A 19,788-nucleotide genomic window follows, 5' to 3' on the forward strand; every position below is an offset into this window, starting at 1 on the left:
TTGAATGCATAATACATTTTCCAAATATTTTTTTATCCTATTTTTATTTGTTTCGGTCGGCGCTTCTTTTAATGTGTTCTCGACCGAATCCCTGGCATTTATTGCACTTCCTCAAGCCCCTGACTCTCTGGCACAACCCTCTTTAAGGCCTGTTTTTTATCCTGCTTTGCTTGACTCCCTGGAAGAATCAGAACAAACAATTATTCCTCAACCCGAAAATCTCTATTATCGCGCTGAATATGACCCGACCACAGGGATGGTCATCCTTTATAAAATGGTTGGAAATTTTCCTGTTCGACTTCCCTACACCATGTCTCTCGAAGAATATCGGCAAAAAGAGCTTAGACAATCCATGCTCAATTTCTGGTCGAAACAAAGGCAGGATCTATTAAACGCCGGTGAGGAAAAAAATTCAGGAATCCGAATAGCTGCCGGTCAGGCCATGGAAAACATTTTGGGAAGTGAAATTATCAATATTCGTCCTCAGGGAATTGCCGAACTGCAAGTGGGAGTTAATCATACCAGAATTGAAAATCCCACACTCCAGGAACAGATGCGAAGTACCACCACCTTCGATTTTCAGGAAAAAATACAGATGAACATCACCGGCAACGTGGGTGACAAACTTAAAATGGGTATTAACTATAACACCGATGCCACTTTCGACTTCGAAAATCAGATAAATTTAGAGTATACAGGAGATGAAGATGATATTCTAAAAAAAATTGAAGCCGGAAACGTCTCGTTACCTCTCCCCGGTACATTGATAACAGGAAGTCAAAATCTGTTTGGACTAAAGACCGAAATGCAGTTCGGCCGGTTAACCGTTACCACCATTCTTTCTCAACAAAAAGGAACCACCTCTACTTTAAATATTGAGGGGGGTGCCGAACAACAAGAGTTTGAAGTAAGTGCCACCGAATATGATAAAAACCGTCACTTTTTTCTTTCGCATCAGTTCAGGGAACGATTTAATGATGCAATGAAAAATCTACCCATCATCAATTCTCCTTTTTATATTACCAAAATTGAAGTATGGGTTACCAACAAAACCGGCAATTATGACAATTCGCGCAACATAATAGCTTTTGCCGATTTAGGCGAAAGCACCGAATACATGGCTAATCCTGGCCTTTGGACAGGCCAGTACGGAGCCATAGCCTCCAACGAGGCCAATAACCTGTACGCTCAAATGAATACAACTTATTCGGCCATTCGTGACATAAACCAGGTCACCTCAACATTATCAGGTCTAGAAAGTCAAGGTTTCAGAGGAGCCCGTGAATACGAAAAAGTAGAAAATGCCAGGTTGTTAAATGAATCGGAATATACACTTCACCCCAAGCTGGGCTATATATCACTCAACAGCCCTTTAAATGAAGACGAGGTTTTGGCTGTAGCATATGAATATACCTACAACGGACAAGTTTACAAAGTAGGGGAATTTAGCACCAGTGGGATAGAAGCCCCCCAATCGCTGTTTGTGAAGCTCCTTAAAGGCACACTCCTTTCGCCCAGTGTGAAAACATGGGACTTAATGATGAAAAACATATATGCCATTGGTGCTTATCAAGTTAGTCAGGATGATTTTGTCATGGACGTAGTCTATTTTGACGACTCCCAAGGGTCATATATCAACTATTTTCCGGAAGGCCCCACACCAGAAGAAGGAGGTATCAACGGGGAACTTCTAATCAGTGTGATGGGCCTTGACCGTCTCGACAGTAATCAAGAGCCTAATCCTGACGGAATTTTTGATTTTGTACCGGACTATACCGTTTTAGCCGATCAAGGGCGAATTGTATTTCCGGTTATAGAGCCTTTTGGAAAAAATCTTGAAGAAAAACTGCAAGGAAACAGTGAGCTAATAGAAAAATATGTTTTCAATGCACTTTACGATTCATCACTTACCAGTGCATCTCAAATAGCCGAAAGTAATAAATATTATCTTCGGGGCAGTTACAAATCCTCTGCAAGCAGTGAAATTTCACTAAACGCTTTTAACATTCCCGAAGGTTCTGTTGTAGTTACCGCCGGCGGTATACGCCTGACAGAAAACCAGGATTATATTGTCGACTACACAACGGGGCAGATTCAGATAATCAATGAAGGCCTTCTCGAATCAGGCACCCCCATTCAGGTTTCACTGGAGAGCCAGGATTTATTTAACCTACAAACCAAAACATTACTGGGCACGCACCTTAATTATCAGTTCAACAACGACTTCAACATTGGTGCCACATTAATGCATTTAAGGGAAAGACCCCTTACACAAAAAGTAAATTACGGTGATGAACCCATTGCCAATACCATCTGGGGTTTAAATGCCGCTTATTATACCGAATCAAATACATTAACCTCCTGGATTGATAAGCTCCCTCTGGTTGAAACAACTACACCGTCGTCCATCTCTTTTGAAGGGGAATTTGCACAGCTTTTACCCGGACACCCCGATGTTATTGAAGAAGAGGGAACATCATATATCGATGATTTTGAAGGCAGCGAAACAGCTATCGACATAAAAAACTGGACGGCATGGACATTTGCCAGTACTCCACAGGGACAGCCCGACCTATTCCCGGAAGCTTCTCTAATCAACGACCTGTCTTATGGTTTCAATCGTGCTAAACTGGCCTGGTATGTCATCGACCCGCTCTTTTTGCGAAACAACAGTCTTACCCCTTCGCATCTGAAACAGAATCCCGACCAACAATCCAACCACTTTGTTCGCGAAGTTTATGAACAAGAAATATTCCCCTATCGTGAAAGTGCCTACGGCGAACCCACAAATATTTCGGTGTTAAACTTAGCATATTATCCTGATGAACGTGGCCCCTACAACTTTGACACCAACCTCACGCCTGACGGCAAACTCAATAATCCTGAACAACGTTGGGGAGGTATTATGCGTGAATTACCCACCAATGATTTCGAAGCCTCTAACATCGAATATATCGAATTCTGGGTCATGGATCCCTTTGTCTATGATCAAAGTCCGGACAGAGGTGGCGACCTTTACATAAACCTGGGCAATATTTCGGAAGACATTTTACGAGATTCCCGAAAGTTTTTTGAACAAGGACTGCCCGGTTTAGATGATGCCACTGAAGTAGACAGTACGCAATGGGGATATATTCCGACCATTCAAAGCCTGGTTGACGCCTTCAGCAACGATCCACAAACCCGATACCAGCAAGATGCAGGGCTCGACGGCATGAAGTCGGAACATGAACGCTACTTTTTCCGCAAAAATCCACATCCGTTTCTTAATCTTATTGACAACCTTTACAATTCGGGAGGACTCACGGAAGAAGCTTACCAAAAAATTTTGGAAGATCCGGCGGCCGATGATTATCACTACTATCGTGGCAGTGATTACGACAGAGAGGAAACCGGCATCCTTGACCGATATAAAAATTTCAACAATCCCGAAGGCAATTCAATCCCTTCCGAGTATTCGGAAGAAAGTTATAGCACAGCCGCCACCACCCTCCCCGATGGCGAGGATATCAACGGCGACAACACGCTTAGCGAAACCGAAAGCTATTACCAATACCGTATTAGTCTCCGCCCCGAAGATATGGAAGTAGGAAAAAACTTCATTACCGATGAAATTGAATCAACCGTCGAATTAAAAAATGGACAACAAAGTTCCGTTAAATGGTATCAATTTAAGATACCTGTCAGCAGCCCCGATACAACCATCGGTGAACTTACCGACTTTAGTTCGATCCGGTTCATGCGTCTTTTCCTGAAAAATTTTTCCGATACAGTTATCTTACGCTTTGCAACTTTAGACCTTGTTCGATCCGAATGGCGTAAATATACCGATGAGTTGTATGACGTCGACGATATGGTGAATCCCTTACCCCAAACCCAATTTGAGGTGGCTACCGTTAACATCGAGGAAAATGGAACCAGAGAGCCGGTCAATTACGTGCTGCCACCGGGCATAGACCGGGTAATAGATCCAAGCAACCCCCAAATTCGGCAACTTAACGAACAATCTTTGGTTCTTAAAACCATCGATTTGGGAGGTGGGGATGCCAGAGCCGTCTATAAAACCCTCAATATGGACATTCGCCAATACGGGCGGCTAAAAATGGAAATTCATGCCGAAGAAATTTCCGGATATCCGCTCGAAGATGGAGAATTTGTTGCATTTATTCGTTTAGGTTCCGATTTTAAAAATAATTATTATGAATATGAAGTACCTTTGAAACTTACGCCGCCTGGAACTTATAGCAACAATTCTACCACCGACCGTTATATTGTTTGGCCCGAAGACAACCAAATAAATATCCCTATCGAATTGTTTCAAACCATCAAACTGGAACGCAATGAAGCACTTAACAATGATGATGAAGAAGCCTCGTTGACCGATAAATTTGTAAGAACCGATCCGGATAAAACCACCAATAAAATCAGTATTAAAGGAAATCCCAATTTGGCCAACGTAAAATCATTGATGATTGGCATTCGGAACAATACCATAAACAGTAAAAGCGTAGAAGTATGGTTTAACGAATTACGGTTAACCGATTTCGATGAAGAAGGCGGATGGGCAGCCAATGCCCGCTTAAATGTTAAACTGGCCGATATAGGTAATATTTCTGTGGCAGGCGAGGTAAGTACTTCCGGATTCGGGTCCATAGACCAAAGTGTAACCGAACGAAGCCAGGAGGATTATTACCAATACGATTTTGCCACTTCTTTGGAACTGGGCAAACTGCTCGGACCAGAATCCCGCCTGTCGGCACCCGCCTATTTTAGCTTTAGCAAACAAGTAGCAACCCCTGAATATTATCCGCTCGACCCTGACATTTCCATGGACTTAGCCCTGGCCAATGCCGATTCCGCTGAAGAGCGGGACTCAATTCAACAAATTTCAGAAGATTATACCACACGAAAAAGCTTGAATTTTACTAATGTCCGGCTTAAACCAAAAAATAACGAACCCAAATTATATGATATTTCTAACTTTAGTGTTACCTACGCTTACAATGAAACCCAACATCATGACGTAGACACCGAGTATGAAATCGATAAAAACTACAAAGGTGTTTTAGCCTACAACTATACCGGTCAACCTAAATTAATTGAACCTTTTAAGAAAATTAAGGGAAAATCCCTTCAGCTTTTACGCGATTTTAATTTTTACCTGCTTCCTTCCCAGCTTAGCTATCGATGGGAAATAAATCGCGACTACAATGAATCACAACTACGTAATTTAAATAATCCCGATTACAAGATTCCCGTTTCAGTGAGCAAAAATTTTTGGTGGAACCGTTACTTTGAAATGACTTACAATCTTAGCAAATCGTTAAAATTAAACTTCAACACCTCTACAAATGCACGGATAGATGAACCGGATGGCCCCGTAAATAAAGACCTTTATAAAGATGAATATGAGTTATGGAAAGACTCGGTGATGGATAACATATTGTCGTTTGGACGTACAACCAATTACCAACACAACATCAATGCCAGCTATCAGCTACCCATTAATAAATTTCCCTTACTCGACTGGACCTCGGGCAACATCAATTACGGTGCCCGATTCAACTGGATTCAGGGCCCGGTTACTGACCAATCATTCCAGTGGGGTAATACTATCACAAATTCAAATACTATTCAGGCCAATGGCCAGTTTAACTTTTCTGGTCTCTACAACAAAGTTGGCTACCTAAGAAACCTTTCCCGTTCTAACCAACGTGCTAGTGGAAAACAGCAACTACGTTATACCAGTCATAGTCTTAACATAAAAAAAGACACCCCTTTTCAGATACAACACCGACTAAATACCAGAAATGTTAAAGTACGTATCTTCGACAATAATGGTCGGCCCATCCAAGGTCAAACAAAAATTATTGACGCTAATACCATAACCTTTACTGCCCCCGTCGATGTTCCTAATGCCCGCACTTTAATCACCGGCGAAAAAGAAGTTTCTAACTCTACCGTAAAACTAATTACCGACAACCTGCTAAAAATAGGCACAGGGCTTAAAAATCTTACCATCTCTTATTCTGCCAACAATGGAAGCTCACTACCTGGATTCCTGCCCGAAACAGACTTCCTAGGCACAACCGTTGTTTCAGGCAAAAGAGCTCCGGGCATCCCCTTTATCCTGGGCCTCCAGGACCGCGATTTTGCCATGAAGGCTGTTGAAAACAAGTGGGTCACTACCGACACTACCCTTAACAGTCCTTACGTTATGACCCATTCCAACGGTCTCAATATCCGAGCAACCATTGAACCTTTTGATGGCTTACGAATCGACCTGAGTGCCTCTCGTAATTTTTCAAAAAATTTGAGCGAATACTACCTTTTTAACGGAGATCAATTTAAAGGTGTATACAACACAATGGAATATGGTAGTTTTTCTATGACTTTTAACACATTAGCTACTGCATTTCAAAAAATTAAACGGTCGGGGAACTACGATTCTAAAGCTTACAATGACTTTCTTGAAAATCGGGAAATAATAGCCCGGCGACTTGGTACAGAGAGGCTGGGAACTATATATCCTTCCACCGGTGATTACGAAAACTCACCAATAGCCGGATTGCCCTATAAACCTGAAGGCTATCCCGATTTAGGCTACACAGTAGAATCAGGGGTAGACGGCTATAATCTCACCTCCAGGGAAGTAATGATTCCCGCATTCCTTGCCGCTTATTCCGGGAAAAGTGCCCATAATATCTTTACCGAAACCTTTCCTTCTCTTTCGCATCTAAAACCCAACTGGAAAATTAATTTTTCAGGATTATCCAAAATCAAATTCCTTAAAAAGTATATTAAATCATTTGACATCAGCCATGCCTATACATCTACCTACACCATAGGAAGTTACCAGACAAACCTCGACTGGGAAGATAACGGAGACGGCATCAGTTTTGTGAGAGACGCTCAGGACAATTTTATTGCTCGTTATTTAATAAGTGGAGTAACCATTTCCGAACAATTTTCACCATTTATCCAATTCAATATTACCTGGGGCGGCAATTTTAGTTCTCGGGCTTCATATAACAAAAGCAGAATTTTGAACCTTAGCCTGAACAACAACCAACTTATTGAAAATTACAGCAACGAATGGGTTGTGGGTCTGGGCTATCGTTTCGACAAGATGGATATGATTCTGGGAAATTCCAACAATCAGAAAAAAATATCTTCCGACCTCAACCTCAGTGCAGATATTTCGATAAGAGAAAGTTTCTCTATCATTAGAAAAATACAGGAACTTTCTAATCAAATGACCGCCGGACAAAAAATAACTACCCTGGAAATAACAGCCGATTATGTACTAAGTGATCGTTTTAATATTCAGCTGTTTTACGACCGACAAATCAACAACCCTTATATTTCCTCTTCTTATCCTACCTATAATACAAATGTGGGAGTTAGTTTTAGATTTTCGTTAGCTCAATGATATAATTAATCTATAAACTTTGATTTAAATTATTCCCAAATTTTACCTAATTTTGACTTGAATCCAATTAAAACACAAAACTATGAACATACCGGAAAACCTAAAGTTCACCAAAGATCATGAATGGGTAAAAGTGGATGGAGATGTAGCTATTGTTGGCATTACCGATTTTGCTCAGAACGAATTGGGTGACATCGTATTTGTCGAAATTGAAACCGAAGACGAAGACCTTGAAAAAGAAGATGTTTTTGGAACTATTGAAGCAGTCAAAACCGTATCGGACCTTTACATGCCGGTTTCTGGCAAAATAATCGAGGTCAATGAAGAACTTGAAAGCAAACCCGAGCTTGTAAACAATGATCCTTACAACGAGGGATGGATGATTAAAATCAAAATGTCTAAACCCGAACAACTCAATGATTTGCTAACGGCAGCACAATACCAGGAACTCATTAGTTAATGGTTTGAAAAACATTTTTTTAACACATAAAGGGGATTCATTCCAATAATGGATTCCCCTTTTTTATTTTCAACACTATCATATCCTATGCTCTTTTTCAGCCGCCCATAACATCCCCTCGCCTGCAGCATAATATTTTCAAACATAATCATCCGATCTTTTCCATTTAAAATCTGACAATATTCAGCACTTCAAGTTGAACCTTCTCGCCCGATAAAGTAAGTGCCTGACACCCGGACGGGTGCCTGGCCGACACCCGAATGGGTGCTTGATCGACACCCGGACGGGTGCTTGGCTGACACCCGAACGGGTGTTTGATCGACACCCGGGCGGGTGTATGGCTGACACCCGTTCGGGTGTCAGCCAAATATCTGGTAATAAACAGCATAAAAACATTATAAACTATCAGATATTTATTCTAAGAAAGTAAAAGTCAAAAGTCGGAAGTAGCCTTTTTGCCGTAATGACAAAGAAGTAATATCAAACCGATAACAAGTGAATAAATGGAGGCTCTCATTTCAAACATCATGATCATTGGCAGAGAAGGGAATATCACGGAACACAAAAAACCGTGCTATTGGGAACTTAATTCACCTCCAATAGCACGGTTCGTATTTTATAAATATTTTATTCTATTTATTGGTCGCCACGCAAGGACGAACAGACTTCTGACTCACAAAAGCCTATCACATCACAAAGTTCTGGAAACTTCAACCTCTTCGAAGGCTTCAATTACATCGCCCACTTTGATATCGTTAAAGTTTTTAATATTCAACCCGCATTCGTATCCTGCAGCAACCTCTTTTACATCATCCTTAAATCGTTTCAGGGATCCCAGTTCACCGGTATAAATCACGATACCATCCCGAATAATTCGGACTTTAGAGCTACGTTTAATCTTCCCTTCTTTAACCATACAACCGGCAACAGTACCCACCTTTGATATTTTAAAGGTTTCACGGATCTCAAGGGTAGCAATGATCTGCTCTTTAATTTCGGGTGATAACATACCCTCCATGGCCGACTTAATTTCTTCAATGGCATCATAAATGATAGAGTAGAGCCGGATATCGATCTCTTCTTTTTCGGCTAAACGACGAGCAGCAAGAGATGGCCGTACCTGGAAACCAATTACAATGGCATTGGATGCTGCAGCCAACATAATATCAGACTCGGATATTTGCCCTACGGCCTTGTGGATAACATTAACCTGAATTTCTTCGGTAGAAAGCTTAATTAAAGAGTCGGCCAACGCTTCGATAGAACCATCCACATCACCCTTAACCACCAGATTAAGTTCCTGGAAGTTACCAATGGCGATACGTCGGCCAATTTCATCGAGCGTAATATGTTTTTGAGTTCTGAGCCCTTGTTCTCGTTGTAATTGCGAGCGTTTGGTAGCAAGCTCTTTTGCTTCCCGCTCGTTTTTCATTACATGGAATTTTTCACCGGCTTGTGGTGCACCATTTAATCCCAATACCAACACGGGTTGAGAAGGGCCCGCTTCATTAATGGTTTGGTTCCGCTCGTTGAACATTGCCTTAACGTGACCATAATATTGTCCGGAAAGGATCAGGTCACCGGTTTTGAGCGTTCCCGACTGCACCAGCAATGTGGCCACATATCCACGCCCGCGGTCGAGGCTCGATTCAATAACCGATCCAACAGCCGGTTTATTGGGATTGGCTTTCAGCTCCAACAGATCTGCTTCCAATAGAACTTTTTCCAGAAGCAGGTCAACGTTAAGACCCGTTTTAGCACTAATATCCTGCGATTGATATTTACCACCCCATTCTTCTACCAAATAATTCATCTTGGCCAGTTCCTCCTTCACTCGGTCAGGATTGGCGTTAGGCTTATCAATTTTATTTATGGCAAAAACAATGGGGACACCAGCAGCAGAAGCATGGTTAATGGCTTCCACCGTTTGGGGCATCACATTATCATCGGCCGCTACAATAATAATGGCAATATCTGTCACCTGCGCTCCACGAGCCCGCATAGCGGTAAAGGCTTCGTGACCCGGCGTATCAAGAAATGTAATTTCCCGACCATTATCCAGCTTCACATTATAAGCTCCGATGTGCTGGGTAATACCTCCTGCCTCACCGGCTATTACATTGGTATTTCTAATATGGTCAAGCAAGGATGTTTTACCGTGGTCAACGTGTCCCATTACGGTAATAATGGGTGGACGAGGTTTCAAATCTTCCGGTTTGTCTTCCTCCTCTTCAATGGCCTCTATAGCTTCAACACTGATAAATTCAACTTTATAGCCATATTCTTCAGCCACCAGAGTAATGGTTTCCGCATCCAGGCGTTGGTTAATGGAAACAAACAAACCAAGACTCATACAAGTGGCAATAACCTGGTTGACCTGAACGTCCATCAAATTGGCGAGCTCATTGGCTGTAAGGAATTCGGTAACTTTTAGCACCTTGCTTTCTTGTGACATACGCTCCTGAGCCTCATGCTCTTTCTGGGCAGCGGCATCACGTTTGTCACGACGATGTCGGGCAGCTTTAGATTTCCCTTTAGAGGTAAGGCGTGCCAATGTTTCTTTAATTTGCTTTTGCACATCTTCCTCGCTGACTTCAGGTCTTGCCGGACGTTTTTTGGCCTTAACCTTTTTCCGTTTTTCTTTTTTCTCTTGAGTTTTTCCAGCGGAATGGGGTTGCTGAGCCTGTTGTTTCTCATCTATATTGACCCGTACTTTTTCTTTACGGATGCGCTTGCGTTTTTTCTTTTTCTTTTTGTGATCTTCTTTACTATCACTGCTCCGGGAGTCTACCGGCAATTCGATTTTTCCAACGACAGTAGGTCCGGTAAGTTTTTTTACCTTGGTAGGAACAAAACTCTCGTTTTCTTCCTCCTGACTCTTAGAATCGGTTGAAGTGCTTTCAACTTTCTTGGTATTATCACTATCCGATTGAGCAGTATGTGATATTTCTGCTGTTTCCGGTTTAGTTGGTTTATTTTCCCCTTCTTTAGTTTCAGCAGCAACTACCTCTTGATTTCTTGGTTCTTTTTCTTTCATTGATTGAGCTTCCAGCTTTTCCCCTTCGGTTTTCTCAGACAAATCAGATGGTTGTTCTTTTGGGGGCTGGACAGTTTCAGACTCTCTTGATTCAAGCTCAGTTACAGGAGTCTCTTTTTTATCTTTATCCTGACTTATCTCAGATAAAGACTCTTTCTTTAACTCCTTTCCTTTAGCTTCATTGCTTTCAACTGCTTCATCAGAATGTTGCGCCTCTTCGGATTTCAATTCTGTTTTAGCTTCAACGTTAAGGGAATCCTCTGATTGTTTTTCTTCTTTTACATCAGCCTCTTCTTTAACAACTTCATCAGCCACAACAGCCTCTTGACCAACCGATTTTTCTTCGGTATTACTCATTACGGCCGCTTGAGATGGTGATGCTGTATCATCAGTTTGCGTCTCTTTTTTAACTTCTTTATCTTCAGTTTTTTCTTTTTTATCCAAATTTATTTTGCCTACAACCTTAACACTTAATTTAGGTTTAGGAGAAATTTCGGGGGCAGTTGGTTTTTCCTCTTCTTCGATTGGTTTAACCTTGGGTTTAACTTCTAAATCGTCAACCACATCCTGCTCACTATCATCTTCTTTTTGATGATCTTCTTTCAAATCGTCAATAGAAACTGAAACTTTTTTGCTTTTATGTTTACGCTCAACTAATTTCTGTGATTCAATTTTCACAGAAAGGTCGGAACGATACTCCTTTTTCAGGAGATCGTACATCTCTTCCGACACCTTGGTATTCGGGTTTGATTCAATCTCGAATCCTTTTTTATGCAGGAATTCAACGATGGTGCTAATCCCCACATTACATTCTTTTGCTATTTTACTAAGTCTTTTTCCAACTGCCATATAAAGGACTTTCGGTTTTTTCTGATAAAAAGATAAAAAATCTTTGACCAACAAAGATAAAGGAATTATTCAAATTCAGCCTTCAGAATATTGATTACGTCACGAATGGTTTCCTCTTCCAGGTCGGTCCGTTTGGTAAGGTCTTCAACCGTAAGGTCGAGGACTGATTTAGCCGTGTCACAACCAATAGCCTTCAACTCATCAATAATCCAGCCTTCAATTTCATCAGAAAATTCTTCGAGCGAAACATCTTCTTCATCTTCATCATCGGTTTCGCGATAGACATCAATCTCATACCCTGTCAGCTGGCTCGCCAGACGGATGTTTAGTCCGCCTTTTCCAATTGCCAGAGATACTTCTTCGGGTTTCAGATAGACATCGGCCCGCTTCTCATCTTCAAAAATTTTTATGCTGGAAACTTTGGCAGGATTAAGGGCACGTTGAATAAACAACTGGGTATTGGTAGTATAGTTAATAACATCAATATTTTCATTGTGTAACTCACGTACAATACCATGAATTCGTGATCCTTTCATTCCCACACAGGCACCTACCGGGTCGATGCGGTCGTCGTAAGACTCAACGGCCACCTTGGCACGCTCGCCCGGTGCCCTGACAATTTTCTTGATGGTAATGAGGCCATCGTAAATTTCAGGCACTTCAAATTCAAACAAACGCTCTAAAAATACCGGTGAGGTTCGTGATAAAATAATCAGAGGGTTGTTATTGCGCATCTCCACTTTAATGACGACGGCACGAACCGTTTCTCCTTTATGGAAAAAATCGCCCGGGATTTGTTCGGAGCGTGGCAAAATCAGTTCGTTACCTTCATCGTCGAGTATGAGCATTTCCCGTTTCCAGATTTGATATACTTCACCGGTAACGATTTGCCCGATACGTTCAGAATATTTTTGATATAATTGGTCTTTTTCCAATTCCAAAATTTGTCCGGCCAAATTTTGACGCAACGACAAGATAGCCCTCCTGCCAAATTTATGAAAATCCACCTCATCAACCACTTCCTCTCCCACTTCATAATCGGGATCAAATTTTCTGGCTTCACTTAATGCAATCTGAGTGTTTGGATCTTTTACTTCGCCATCCGGGACCACTTCTCTATTCCTCCAAATCTCGAAGTCTCCTTTATCAACGTTTACGATGACATCAAAATTCTTGTCACTGCCAAAAATTTTGACCAGAACACTTCGGAACGAATCTTCCAGAACACGGACCATGGTTGCCCTGTCAATGTTCTTTAATTCTTTAAATTCCGAAAAAGTGTCTATCAAATTAATATTTTCCATCGCTAAAATTAATATATTTTGTTATGGCCATCGGTTAACCTATAAAGATATTGCTCGAATTTAAAACCGATGCTTAATGAAACAATGTTTATTACACCACTCTAACAAACACTCATTCTTGTTCTCAAGAGGTAATGTCAATTACAATATTACTATATTCTATCTAATTCAGACAACTATAAATTTTTAACTCTTCTGCAAATTCAAATTTATAGTTTTAGCAATTCAATTACACGTTTAACCTGGTCAAAGTTAAACTCATAACTAAATTTTTGTAACTCTTTTTTCTTTTTTCCTTCGATTTTCACCTTTTTTTCTTCTTCAATAACGAAGGTATCCTCCCTAACTTCTTTAAGAAGACCTGTAAACCTTTCTCCTTCAGAGGTTAACACCTCCACCGGACGGTTCACACACTTAATAAATTGCTCTTTTACTTTGAAAGGATGCCCAATACCCGGCGAAGAAACCTCCAGCGCAAAATCCTCTACTTCCCGATCCAGGTTATTTTCTATAAATCGGGAAAGCTCACCACAATAAGAGATGGATACTCCATCGTGGCTGTCGACAAGAACTTCTATTCTATTGTCCGGTTTTACTGTAACATCCACAATAAAAGCTCCGTCTTCTTTTATCTTGGGTCCAATAATATCAATTATTTGTTCTTTGGTTATCATGTACAACCTTTTAATAAAATAGGGGACTTCTGTCCCCTACCTGCTTTCAGCGTAAAAACCGGTACAAAGATAAGGAATGGAAAGGAATTTTGCAAAAACCTTTTGGCCTTAAAATCAAACGATTTTGATAATTTCATCAGGCAGGGTTTGCTTCATTGTCACTGAATCGCTTTCTTTGTAACACTAAATCAACGAGGTGAGGTGAACGATCTACAGCAATACAAGCAACGGAAAATTGTGAATGATCCGGTTCATGGATTCATCAGCATTCCCGACAATATTCTTTTCGCATTAATTGAGCACCCGTATCTGCAACGGTTAAGGCGCATCAAGCAATTAGGTCTGACCTCGCTGGTATATCCCGGTGCGGTTCATACCCGGTTTCAGCACACATTAGGCGCTTTTCACTTGATGGGATTGGCCATCTCCGTATTGAAAAACAAAGGGCATCATATCAGTCCGGAAGAATCTCTGGCCGCTCATGCTGCCATATTAATGCATGATATAGGGCACGGACCCTTTTCGCACGCTTTGGAACAAACCCTTATCGAAAGCCTTACGCATGAAGACCTTTCGCTTCTGTTGATGGATCGCCTGAATCGCCACTTTGATGGCCAATTAACCCATGCTATAGATATCTTTAAAGGCCAAACCGACAAATTGTTTTTACACCAATTGGTTTCCAGTCAGCTCGACATGGACAGACTGGATTACTTAAAACGAGACAGCTTCTTCTCCGGCGTCTCGGAAGGTGTTATTGGGTCGGACCGCATAATAAAGATGCTGGAAATAAAAGATAACGAACTGGTAATCGAAGTTAAAGGGATATACTCAATAGAAAAATTTTTGGTAGCGCGAAGATTGATGTATTGGCAGGTCTACCTTCACAAAACAGCTCTTGTTGCCGAAAAAATGCTTATCAATACCCTAAAAAGGGCAAAATATCTTTCACTTAACAAAATAGACGTGCCGGCACCTCCTTTTTTAAAAACATTTCTTACCCATCGCTTTTGTAGTCACGACTTTCTTTCCAACCCACAAATATTGGATGATTTTACGATGCTTGACGACAACGATATTTGGAGTGCTTTAAAACTTTGGTGCGTGCACAAAGATAAAATTCTTTCCTACTTATCATCTGCCTTGTTAAATCGCCAATTGCTCCGCATAGAACTTTCTGACACTCCATTTGATGAAGAACGAATTCAACAATTAAAAAAGGAAAAAAGATTATTTAATAATATGAGTGATGAAGAGATGAATTATTTCGTCTTCACCGACCATATTTCTAACAGCACTTATAATGTAGGCCATGAAAACATTAAAATATTGTACAAAGACGGAACCACAAAAGATATATCCTACGCATCTGATATGCTAGACCATAGAGCGTTAGCTAAAACAGTCAATAAATATCTGCTTTGTTATCCCAAATGATTGTTTTTTAAATACGCTAAAAAGAGACTCAAATTCACATACACAGTAGGATATATTTATTTTTATTAGTTTTGTCCCAAATTTTTCAACATGGAATTTACCGCAAAACAAATTGCCAGCCTGATACAAGGTGAAGTAGAGGGCAATGAAAACCAAATTATAAGAGATGTTTCAAAGATAGAAGAAGGGAAGCCGGAAACATTAACGTTTCTATCTAACCCCAAATATGAACATCATCTATATACCACCGAAGCATCTGTAGTAATTGTTAATAAGAGCTTTGTCCCCAAAGAGAAGGTGAAAGCCACTTTAATAAAAGTAGAGGATGCCTATCGCGCGTTGGCGACTCTGCTACAATATTATGAAAGCTCGCTGCCGAAAAAGACAGGCATTGAACAACCCAGTTTCATACATGAAACGGCTCAATTAGGCGATTTTGTGTACGTGGGTGCCTTTGCCTATATAAGCGAAAAAGCAAAAATTGGGAAAGGAGCTCAAATATGGCCTGGGGCATTTATTGGAGAAGGTGTCAAGATAGGCGAAGGAACCATCATTTATTCAGGTGTAAAAATTTATAAACAATGTGTTGTCGGTAAAAGTTGTATCATACATGCTGGCGCAGTTGTTGGATCCGATGGTTTTGGGTTTGCGCCGGATCCCGATGGCAATTACCAAAAAATTCCTCAGGTGGGCAATGTGGTAATTGAAGACAATGTGGAGATTGGCGCCAATACAACCATTGACCGAGCCACGATGGGCTCAACCATACTTCACGAGGGTGCCAAAATCGACAACCTTGTACAAATAGCCCATAATGTTGAAATAGGTAGCAATACCGTTATTGCGGCTCAAACGGGAATAGCAGGCAGTACTAAAATCGGGGAAAATTGTATGTTTGGAGGTCAAACCGGCATATCCGGACATATTCGTATTGCCGATGGTACTAAATTGGCCGCACAAACCGGAGTAGCAAGTGCCATTAAACAACCCGGAACAGCATGGATGGGTTCTCCGGCAATAAATTATTTGAATTTTAACAAATCATATGTCATATTCAAAAAATTACCGGAACTGTATAAACAATTGCAAGAGTTACAAAATAAAGTAGATAAAAAGTAGGAACCCAAATCAGAAAAATCATTGTGATTTCAGCTGATTTGGCCTAATATTTAATTGTCATGGTGGAAAAACAAAAAACGATTCGTGAAGCTATTTCGTTACAAGGAACAGGTTTGCATACCGGCGCAAAAGTAACCTTAACAATGAAGCCAGCCCCTGCAAACACGGGCTTTTATTTTAAACGCATCGACCTTGAAGGCCAACCCGAGATAAAAGCATTGGCCGACAATGTTGTATTTACCGAGCGAGGTACTGTATTGGAGGAGAACGATGCCAGTGTAAGCACCGTAGAGCATTGTTTGGCGGCTCTTCGAGGAATGGGTATTGACAATTGTTTGCTTGAAGTTAATGGCCCGGAATTGCCTATATTGGACGGCAGTGCACGTTTTTATGTAGATGCCATTAAAAAGGCCGGTATCGAAGAACAAAATGAAGAGCGGCAATATTTTGTGGTAAAAGAAAAAATGGTAGTGAAAGATCCGGAAACCGGAAGCTCTATAATGGCTATCCCGGAAGATGGTCAATCATATCAAACTCTTATTGCCTTTGATAATTCTGTGGTACTGGCCAATCAATTTGCCCAAATTGAAAGTCTGGATGAATTTGAAAAAGAAATCAGTCACTGCCGTACCTTTGTTTTTCTGCACGAGTTGGAACCATTGCTTAAAAACAATCTTATAAAGGGCGGTGACCTGGACAACGCCATTATTCTTATTGACAAAAAAGTCGAGCAAAAAGAACTGGACCGACTAGCCAAGCTCTTTAATAAACCGTCGGTAGAAGTAAAACCTATTGGTATCCTTAACAATTTGGAACTTCACTTTCCTAACGAACCGGCACGGCATAAACTATTAGACGTTATTGGCGATTTAACTTTGGCAGGAATGCCAATAAAAGGACGCATCATTGCCCATAAACCAGGGCATAAAATAAATGCACAATTTGCCAAAGCCATAAGAAAAGAGATACGTCGCCGACAATTAAAAACCGATGCTCCTTTTTATGATCCCAATGCCGAACCGGTATATGACATCAATGCCATAAAGGGCTTTTTACCACACCGTCCACCATTCCTTTTGGTCGACAAAATTATTGACCTGAAAGAAAAGACCATTGTCGGGGTTAAAAACGTCACCATGAATGAACCCTTCTTTGTGGGTCATTTCCCTGACGAGCCCGTTATGCCCGGGGTTTTACAGGTAGAAGCAATGGCTCAGATTGGGGGGATACTGGTTCTTAGCCAAGTTGACGATCCAAAACTTTACAGCACCTATTTTCTAAAACTTGACAATATCAAATTCCGGAAAAAAGTAACCCCCGGTGATACGGTCATATTTAAACTGGAACTCCTAACAGAAATCAGACGAGGTGTAGCTAACATGAAAGGAACCGCATTTGTTGGAAACACCATTGTCTCCGAAGGGGAGTTCATGGCTCAAATCACCAAAAACAAACAATAATTTTATTTAAAACACTGTTGGTTCTCTCGAAAAATAAATAAGGGGGAACCAACTATTGCATGAAGAAGACTATATGAAACAGCCATTAGCATATATCCATCCTGAAGCGAAAATAGCTCCCAATGTAGTTATTGAACCATTTGTTACCATAGATAAAAACGTAGAAATAGGCGAAGGTACTCGGATAGGGTCAAATGTGACCATTCTGGAGGGTGCGAGAATAGGAAAAAATTGTAACATTTTCCCAGGGGCAGTTATTTCGGCCATACCACAGGACTTGAAATTCAAAGGCGAAGAAACACTAGCCATAATAGGCGATAACACCACAATTCGTGAGTTTGTTACCGTTAATAGAGGAACCAAATCTAAGGGTCAAACCGTTGTTGGCAGTAACTGCTTACTGATGGCTTATGTTCATGTTGCTCACGACTGTATCATAGGCGACCACGTAATATTGGTAAATAACGTTCAGGTAGCAGGAGAAGTAAAGATTGATGATTGGGCAATTGTTGGTGGAATGTCGGCCATTCACCAATTCGTACATATTGGTTGTCATACGATGATTGCCGGCGGAAGTTTAGTTAGTAAAGACGTTCCTCCCTATGTCAAAGCCGGACGAGAACCTATTTCCTATGCAGGCGTCAACTCTATAGGACTGAGGCGCAGAAGCTTCACCAATGAACAAATTAGGGATATTCAGGATATTTACCGCTTTATGTTCCAGAAGGGCCTCAACAACAGCCAGGCCATCGAACGCATTGAAGCAGAACTCCCTGCCTCTAACGAACGTGATGAAATTATTTTATTCGTAAAAAATTCCCAGCGAGGAATAATAAAAGGATATTATAATTCGGAAAATAAAGAATAATAACGGTAAGACTTAAAAGCTGGAAAGGGTGGCTGCGGATTATTCGCCACCTTCCAGTTCGCTTAAATTTACTTTCTTAAGCGGATTGGCAGAAATTTCCCCATGTAACTTTCTTCTTTTAAAGATATCGATAGCCAAATAAACCGCTTGGCGAAATGATTCGGGATCTGCCTTATTTTCTCCAGCAATTTCATAGGCAGTGCCATGATCAGGGGAAGTTCTGACGATAGGCAATCCGGCAGTATAATTAACACCTTCCGAAAAACCAATACTTTTAAAAGGGGCCAATCCTTGATCATGATACATTGCCAGAACAGCATCAAATTTATCCACCTGGCCCGATCCAAACAAACCATCGGCCGGATATGGCCCTAATGCCATGATACCCTCATTTCGGGCCGCTTCAATAGCTGGAATAATAATGTTGTTCTCCTCATCCCCTATCAATCCGTTATCACCGGCATGTGGATTTAATCCTAAAACGGCAATTCGTGGCTTTCGTATGGTAAAATCAATACGCAAGGAATGATCCAAAACCCGGATTTTTTCCAATATCTTCTCAGTGGTTATAGATGCAGCTACCTCTTTTAGGGGGATATGCCCGGTCACCACACCCACTTTTAATTTAGAACTAACCATAAGCATTATATGAGAAGAGGCATTGAACTGTTCGGCAAGGAATTCGGTATGTCCCGGAAAAGCAAATTGTTCCGACTGAATAACATGCTTGTTTATGGGTGCCGTTACCAATACGTCAACTGCACCTCTTTTTAAATCCTCAACAGCCCTTTTTAAAGCATCAAAGGCAGCTTTCCCGCTGGTTTCGGTGGCCTTCCCCAATTCTACACGGACATTATCATCTAAACAGTTAACAATGTTAACCCTTTTGGGAATAGCGTCTTCACCCGAATGGACATTATTTAAACTAAAATTGGAAATATTCAAAGCTTTACGATGATAAGCAGCCACTTTGGAAGACCCGTAAATTACCGGTGTGAAAAGGTCTAATGTCTTAGTATCGGCCAAAGTTTTAAATATCACTTCATACCCTATACCATTAATATCTCCTTGTGTAATGGCTACTTTAACTCTCTTTTCATTACTCATTGTCAAAAAATTTTTCGTCGTCAAACACAACTGTAGTACCT

The 19,788-nt window shown here is 41.0% G+C and carries 10 protein-coding genes; 6 read left to right on the forward strand and 4 right to left on the reverse strand.

Annotated features, from left to right (window positions below):
- Positions 1 to 4: 4 nt before the first annotated feature.
- Together sov and gcvH are read left to right on the forward strand one after the other, a co-directional pair.
- Complete coding sequence (gene sov, locus BM130_RS05645) at positions 5 to 7,432, forward strand: T9SS outer membrane translocon Sov/SprA (protein WP_010526206.1); 7,428 nt, start codon at positions 5 to 7, stop codon at positions 7,430 to 7,432.
- Between the two features lie 82 nt (positions 7,433 to 7,514).
- On the forward strand, positions 7,515 to 7,892 hold the full coding sequence (gene gcvH, locus BM130_RS05650) for a glycine cleavage system protein GcvH (protein WP_010526205.1): 378 nt from the start codon (positions 7,515 to 7,517) through the stop codon (positions 7,890 to 7,892).
- A 691-nt stretch (positions 7,893 to 8,583) separates the two neighbouring features.
- Here gcvH and infB read toward each other — a convergent pair.
- The 3 genes from infB to rimP form a co-directional block, all read right to left on the reverse strand.
- Positions 8,584 to 11,778 carry a translation initiation factor IF-2 gene (gene infB, locus BM130_RS05660; protein ID WP_010526203.1) on the reverse strand — a complete coding sequence of 1,065 codons (3,195 nt, stop codon included), beginning with the start codon at positions 11,776 to 11,778 and terminating at the stop codon, positions 8,584 to 8,586.
- 65 nt (positions 11,779 to 11,843) lie between these two features.
- Positions 11,844 to 13,082 carry a transcription termination factor NusA gene (nusA, locus tag BM130_RS05665; RefSeq protein WP_010526202.1) on the reverse strand — a complete coding sequence of 413 codons (1,239 nt, stop codon included), beginning with the start codon at positions 13,080 to 13,082 and terminating at the stop codon, positions 11,844 to 11,846.
- 209 nt (positions 13,083 to 13,291) lie between these two features.
- Positions 13,292 to 13,756, reverse strand: a complete 465-nt coding sequence (gene rimP / locus BM130_RS05670; protein ID WP_010526201.1) for a ribosome assembly cofactor RimP — start codon at positions 13,754 to 13,756, stop codon at positions 13,292 to 13,294.
- Positions 13,757 to 13,957: 201 nt separating this feature from the next.
- Here rimP and BM130_RS05675 point away from each other — a divergent pair, with 201 nt between their 5' ends.
- From BM130_RS05675 to lpxA, 4 genes are all read left to right on the forward strand, one after another.
- The gene (locus tag BM130_RS05675; protein ID WP_044138314.1) at positions 13,958 to 15,193 is read left to right on the forward strand and encodes an HD domain-containing protein; all 1,236 of its coding nucleotides are present in this window, start codon (positions 13,958 to 13,960) and stop codon (positions 15,191 to 15,193) included.
- 90 nt (positions 15,194 to 15,283) lie between these two features.
- Positions 15,284 to 16,312, forward strand: coding sequence for a UDP-3-O-(3-hydroxymyristoyl)glucosamine N-acyltransferase (gene lpxD / locus BM130_RS05680; RefSeq protein ID WP_010526199.1), 1,029 nt, complete (start codon positions 15,284 to 15,286; stop codon positions 16,310 to 16,312).
- A 59-nt stretch (positions 16,313 to 16,371) separates the two neighbouring features.
- Positions 16,372 to 17,772, forward strand: a complete 1,401-nt coding sequence (locus BM130_RS05685) for a bifunctional UDP-3-O-[3-hydroxymyristoyl] N-acetylglucosamine deacetylase/3-hydroxyacyl-ACP dehydratase (RefSeq protein ID WP_010526198.1) — start codon at positions 16,372 to 16,374, stop codon at positions 17,770 to 17,772.
- A gap of 73 nt (positions 17,773 to 17,845) precedes the next feature.
- Complete coding sequence (gene lpxA, locus BM130_RS05690) at positions 17,846 to 18,640, forward strand: acyl-ACP--UDP-N-acetylglucosamine O-acyltransferase (protein WP_010526197.1); 795 nt, start codon at positions 17,846 to 17,848, stop codon at positions 18,638 to 18,640.
- Positions 18,641 to 18,679: 39 nt separating this feature from the next.
- Here lpxA and pdxA read toward each other — a convergent pair whose 3' ends face one another.
- A complete protein-coding gene (pdxA, locus tag BM130_RS05695; RefSeq protein ID WP_010526196.1) occupies positions 18,680 to 19,747 on the reverse strand; it encodes a 4-hydroxythreonine-4-phosphate dehydrogenase PdxA in 1,068 nt (355 codons plus the stop codon).
- Positions 19,748 to 19,788 lie beyond the last annotated feature (41 nt).

Origin of the sequence: Thermophagus xiamenensis (assembly GCF_900112795.1) — a bacterium.
GTDB classification, from domain to species: Bacteria; Bacteroidota; Bacteroidia; order Bacteroidales; family Marinilabiliaceae; genus Thermophagus; species Thermophagus xiamenensis.

Coding starts and splice junctions, on each gene's coding strand:
- sov (WP_010526206.1), top strand. CDS start 5: ATGCATAATACATTTTCCAAATATTTTTTTATCCTATTTTTATTTGTT.
- gcvH (WP_010526205.1), top strand. CDS start 7,515: ATGAACATACCGGAAAACCTAAAGTTCACCAAAGATCATGAATGGGTA.
- infB (WP_010526203.1), bottom strand. CDS start 11,778: ATGGCAGTTGGAAAAAGACTTAGTAAAATAGCAAAAGAATGTAATGTG.
- nusA (WP_010526202.1), bottom strand. CDS start 13,082: ATGGAAAATATTAATTTGATAGACACTTTTTCGGAATTTAAAGAATTA.
- rimP (WP_010526201.1), bottom strand. CDS start 13,756: ATGATAACCAAAGAACAAATAATTGATATTATTGGACCCAAGATAAAA.
- lpxD (WP_010526199.1), top strand. CDS start 15,284: ATGGAATTTACCGCAAAACAAATTGCCAGCCTGATACAAGGTGAAGTA.
- BM130_RS05685 (WP_010526198.1), top strand. CDS start 16,372: ATGGTGGAAAAACAAAAAACGATTCGTGAAGCTATTTCGTTACAAGGA.
- lpxA (WP_010526197.1), top strand. CDS start 17,846: ATGAAACAGCCATTAGCATATATCCATCCTGAAGCGAAAATAGCTCCC.
- pdxA (WP_010526196.1), bottom strand. CDS start 19,747: ATGAGTAATGAAAAGAGAGTTAAAGTAGCCATTACACAAGGAGATATT.